Origin of the sequence: Pontibacter roseus DSM 17521 (assembly GCF_000373265.1) — a bacterium.
GTDB classification, from domain to species: Bacteria; Bacteroidota; Bacteroidia; order Cytophagales; family Hymenobacteraceae; genus Pontibacter; species Pontibacter roseus.
In genome coordinates this window covers 1-5434 of the sequence record NZ_KB890763.1, presented here as the reverse complement: position 1 = coordinate 5434, position 5434 = coordinate 1, and the positions used below count along the sequence as shown (strand labels likewise).

The 5434-nt window shown below is 57.7% G+C and carries 2 tRNA genes and 3 rRNA genes; all 5 read right to left on the bottom strand.

Going from position 1 to position 5434, the window contains the following annotated elements:
- Positions 1–59: 59 nt before the first annotated feature.
- Positions 60–171, bottom strand: a 5S ribosomal RNA gene (gene rrf / locus B051_RS0111425).
- A 129-nt stretch (positions 172–300) separates the two neighbouring features.
- Positions 301–3193, bottom strand: a 23S ribosomal RNA gene (locus B051_RS0111420).
- A gap of 225 nt (positions 3194–3418) precedes the next feature.
- Positions 3419–3495, bottom strand: a tRNA-Ala gene (locus B051_RS0111415).
- Positions 3496–3504: 9 nt separating this feature from the next.
- Positions 3505–3581, bottom strand: a tRNA-Ile gene (locus B051_RS0111410).
- A gap of 156 nt (positions 3582–3737) precedes the next feature.
- Positions 3738–5258, bottom strand: a 16S ribosomal RNA gene (locus B051_RS21210).
- Together the 16S, 23S and 5S rRNA genes with 2 tRNA genes alongside form the textbook arrangement of a ribosomal RNA operon.
- Between the last annotated feature and the right edge of the window lie 176 nt (positions 5259–5434).

Genomic DNA, 5434 nt, shown 5'->3' with positions numbered 1-5434 from the left:
CTTTAAACGCGGACGGCCCCCGCGTCCATGTCGGATGCGGGGGCCGTCTCGTCTGTTGGGGTTGGCGGCCACCTACTCTCCCGGGTGTGACCCCAGTACCATCGGCGCAGCCGGGCTTAACTTCTCTGTTCGGGATGGGAAGAGGTGGACACCGGCGCCATAGCCGCCATTGTCTTGGCCCGGTTTCTGCGCGGGCGCCAATGGCTGATAAAGCTCTTTTACGTTTTGACTAGCTGGGAGAGAAAAAGCAAGGGTTTGCCAGGGGGCGGGCCGGCTCTGACCGGCCGGAGCGGGTGCTCCATGAGAACGCGCTCGGGCAATTAGTACCGCTCGGCTTTGGTATCTCTACCTTTACACCTGCGGCCTATCGACGTCGTCGTCTCCGACGGCCCTCAAGGGAGATCTCATCTTGGGGCGGGTTTCGCACTTAGATGCTTTCAGCGCTTATCCCGTCCGAGCGTAGCTACCCTGCGCTGCGGCTGGCGCCACAACAGGTCCACCAGAGGCTCGTCCAACCCGGTCCTCTCGTACTAAGGTCAGGACCCCTCAAATCTCCGACGCCCACAACAGATAGGGACCGAACTGTCTCACGACGTTCTGAACCCAGCTCGCGTGCCACTTTAATCGGCGAACAGCCGAACCCTTGGGACCTTCTCCAGCCCCAGGACGTGACGAGCCGACATCGAGGTGCCAAACCTCCCCGTCGATATGAGCTCTTGGGGGAGATCAGCCTGTTATCCCCAGAGTACCTTTTATCCTTTGAGCGATGGCCCTTCCATGCGGAACCACCGGATCACTATATCCGCCTTTCGGCCCTGCTCGGCTTGTGGGCCTCACAGTCAAGCCCCCTTGTGCTATTGCGCTCTGCGCACGGTTACCAAGCGTGCTGAGGGAACCTTTGAAAGCCTCCGTTATTGTTTTGGAGGCGACCACCCCAGTCAAACTACCCACCAAGCACGGTCCCCGACCATGTCGGGTTAGGCGCCAAGCAACTCAAGGGTGGTATTTCAAGGACGGATCCGCGACGCCTGGCGACGCCGCTTCATCTCCTCCCACCTATCCTACACATGAGTTACCCAGCGTCAATGCTAAGCTATAGTAAAGGTTCATGGGGTCTTTCCGTCCCGTTGCGGGTACTCGGCATCTTCACCGAGACTACAATTTCACCGAGCTCACGGCTGAGACAGCGCCCAGATCGTTACACCATTCGTGCAGGTCGGAACTTACCCGACAAGGAATTTCGCTACCTTAGGACCGTTATAGTTACGGCCGCCGTTTACCGGGGCTTCGATTCAACGCCTCGCCTTGCGGCTAACGTCCCCTCTTAACCTTCCGGCACCGGGCAGGTGTCAGGCCTTATACGTCATCTCTCGATTTGGCAAAGCCATGTGTTTTTGTTAAACAGTCGCCTGGGCCTTTTCACTGCGGCTTCTTGCATTGCTGCAAGGAAGCGCCCCTTCTCCCGAAGTTACAGGGCCATTTTGCCGAGTTCCTTGGCCGTGATTCACTCGAGCACCTTAGGATTCTCTCCTCGACCACCTGTGTCGGTTTGCGGTACGGGCGGCCATGCATTTAGACGCTTAGCGGGTTTTCTAGGGAGCCTGATTAGGGACGCTATCCCCGCGCCCGAGGGCTTGGGGTACTATCACGTTTCGGCAGGTCGGGCGTACTTCACTACCCGTCCTATACCTACGCGCTTCAACGCACTATTCCGTCAGTGCGCGGTCCTTTCACTTCTCCGTCACCGCATCGCTATGCATAGCCGGTACTGGAATATTAACCAGTTGTCCATCGGCCTGCGCTTTCGCCTCGGCCTTAGGCCCCGACTAACCCTGATCCGATTAGCGTTGATCAGGAAACCTGGGTCTTTCGGTGTGCGGGTTTCTCGCCCGCATTATCGTTACTTATGCCTACATTTGCTTTTCCCTGCGCTCCAGCGCGCCTCGCCGGCACGCCTTCGCCGCAGCAGGGAATGCTCCCCTACCACAGTATAAATACTATCCGCGGCTTCGGTACTACGCTTGATGCCCGATTATTATCGATGCCCTGTCGCTCGACCAGTGAGCTGTTACGCACTCTTTAAATGAGTGGCTGCTTCCAAGCCAACATCCTGGCTGTCTGTGCAACTGGACCCCCTTTGTTCAACTTAGCGTAGATTTTGGGACCTTAGCCGGCGGTCTGGGTTCTTTCCCTCTCGGCGCGGGACCTTAGCACCCCGCGCCTCACTGCCGCGTATATCAAGTGGCATTCGGAGTTCGTCAGGATTCGGTAGGATGTGACTCCCCCTAGTCCTATCGGTAGCTCTACCTCCACATGACTCCACCGCGACGCTGCCCCTAAAGGCATTTCGGGGAGTACGAGCTATTTCTCAGTTTGATTGGCCTTTCACCCCTACCCACAGGTCATCCAAATCCTTTTCAACGGAAACTGGTTCGGACCTCCAGTTGGTTTTACCCAACCTTCATCCTGCCCATGGGTAGATCACAAAGTTTCGCGTCTACCCCCTCTGACTGTGCGCCCTGTTCAGACTCGCTTTCGCTGCGGCTCCGCCCCTCAAGAGGCTTAACCTTGCCAGAGAGGAGTAACTCGTAGGCTCATTATGCAAAAGGCACGCCGTCACCACACGAAGTGGCTCCGACCGCTTGTAGGCGCATGGTTTCAGGGTCTATTTCACCCCCCTATTCGGGGTACTTTTCACCTTTCCCTCACGGTACTGGTTCACTATCGGTCTCTCAGGAGTATTTAGCCTTAGCGGATGGTGCCGCTGGATTCAGGCGGGATTCCTCCGGTCCCGCCCTACTCAGGATGCCACTAGGGCCTGTGTTCTTACGCTCACGGGGCTGTCACCCGCTCCGGCCGGCCTTCCCAGGCCGTTAAGCTTCAAAAACAGGTCCCACGCCGTGGTCCTACAACCCCACACCCGCCGTGACGGGTCTGGTTTGGGCTCTTCCGCGTTCGCTCGCCACTACTTGCGGAATCATTGTTATTTTCTCTTCCTCCGGGTACTTAGATGTTTCAGTTCCCCGGGTTCGCCTCCTTTCGGATGCCACGTCTTCAACGTGGCGGGTTGCCCCATTCGGATACCCGCGGATCGATTCGTATGTGCCGATCCCCGCGGCTTTTCGCAGCTTGTCGCGTCCTTCATCGCCTCTGAGAGCCTAGGCATTCCCCATGCGCCCTTCTCTGCGTTCTCGCCGGCGACCCCGAAAGGTCGCCGGCCCGCTTCTTGGCCCGTGCCATCGCTGGCACGGCTATTCAAAATCTTTGTTTTCTCTCTCCCATCATGTCAAAGAACTTCTCCTAAAGTGAAGAGTTTGGAGTTCTGAGTTATAATTCAACCCAGTCGTCTGGACTCAATCCTTCAAGTTGGCAGTAGGGGCCTGTCGCCTCTACCGTGTCGTGGTACTGTGTGTAAGCTTGGTGGAGAATAACGGAGTCGAACCGTTGACCTCCTGCGTGCAAAGCAGGCGCTCTAGCCAGCTGAGCTAATCCCCCGTCTGAGAGTGGTGGGCCTGCGTGGACTCGAACCACGGACCTCTACATTATCAGTGTAGCGCTCTAACCACCTGAGCTACAAGCCCCCGTGGCCGAGCCAGGGAACGCCTCACGCCGCACCTCGCTTCAGTAAAATGCCTTTTGAGAGGGAGTGTGGGACAGAAGGCGAAAGGCGAACAGGCGCGTCCGCCCGGGGCGTTCCCCGCTGCGCCTGCAAAAAGGAAGGCCGGGGCCGTCCCTAGAAAGGAGGTGATCCAGCCGCACCTTCCGGTACGGCTACCTTGTTACGACTTAGCCCCAGTTACCAGTTTTACCCTAGACGGCTCCTTGCGGTCACCGGCTTCAGGTCTCCCTGACTTCCATGGCTTGACGGGCGGTGTGTACAAGGCCCGGGAACGTATTCACCGCGCCGTTGCTGATGCGCGATTACTAGCGATTCCGGCTTCACGGAGTCGAGTTGCAGACTCCGATCCGAACTGAGACCGGCTTTTTGAGATTGGCGCCCCATCGCTGGGTGGCGACCCTCTGTACCGGCCATTGTAGCACGTGTGTAGCCCTAGGCGTAAGGGCCATGATGACTTGACGTCGTCCCCGCCTTCCTCGCTCCTTGCGGAGGCAGTCTCCCTAGAGTCCCCACCTTGACGTGCTGGCAACTAGGGATAGGGGTTGCGCTCGTTGCGGGACTTAACCCAACACCTCACGGCACGAGCTGACGACAGCCATGCAGCACCTTGCTTTGTGCCCCGAAGGGAGGGGCCATCTCTGGCCCTGTCACGCGCATTCTAGCCTAGGTAAGGTTCCTCGCGTATCATCGAATTAAACCACATGCTCCACCGCTTGTGCGGGCCCCCGTCAATTCCTTTGAGTTTCACCCTTGCGGGCGTACTCCCCAGGTGGAGTACTTAACGCTTTCGCTTGGACGCTTACAGTGTATCGCAAACATCGAGTACTCATCGTTTACGGCGTGGACTACCAGGGTATCTAATCCTGTTCGCTCCCCACGCTTTCGTGCCTCAGCGTCAGTTTCGGCCTAGCGAGCTGCCTACGCAATCGGGGTTCTTGGTGGTATCTATGCATTTCACCGCTACACCACCAGTTCCGCCCGCCTCGACCGAACTCAAGCCCGCCAGTATCAACGGCAGTTCCAGGGTTGAGCCCTGGGATTTCACCGCTGACTTAACGGGCCGCCTACGCACCCTTTAAACCCAATAAATCCGGACAACGCTTGCACCCTCCGTATTACCGCGGCTGCTGGCACGGAGTTAGCCGGTGCTTATTCATACGGTACCGTCAGTTACCCCCGCAGGGGCGTTTTCTTCCCGTATAAAAGCAGTTTACAACCCAGAAGGCCTTCTTCCTGCACGCGGCATGGCTGGGTCAGCCTCTCGGCCATTGCCCAATATTCCCTACTGCTGCCTCCCGTAGGAGTCTGGTCCGTGTCTCAGTACCAGTGTGGGGGACCATCCTCTCAGAACCCCTAGCCATCGTCGCCATGGTGGGCCGTTACCCCGCCATCTAGCTAATGGCACGCATGCCCATCTTCCACCGCCTCGGCTTTGACCACAATCGGATGCCCTCTCGTGGTGTCATGCGGTATTAATCCGGATTTCTCCGGGCTATCCCCCAGTGGAAGGTAGGTTGCATACGCGTTACGCACCCGTGCGCCACTAACCCAGCACCCGAAGGCACTGGATTCGTTCGACTTGCATGTATTAGGCCTGCCGCTAGCGTTCATCCTGAGCCAGGATCAAACTCTCCATTGTAGTGTTTACTTTTCAGCCCCGAGGGGCAATGTGTCTGTCCGACCCCGGCCTGTCCTTTTTCCTCTATCGCTAGAGGGAGCGCGGCGGGGGCATCGCTGCCCGCCCCGCGCGGATTCACCTATTCGTCTTTCTATCTTCTATCTCACAGTCTCTCAAAGAACTTTCCGGAAGACTAC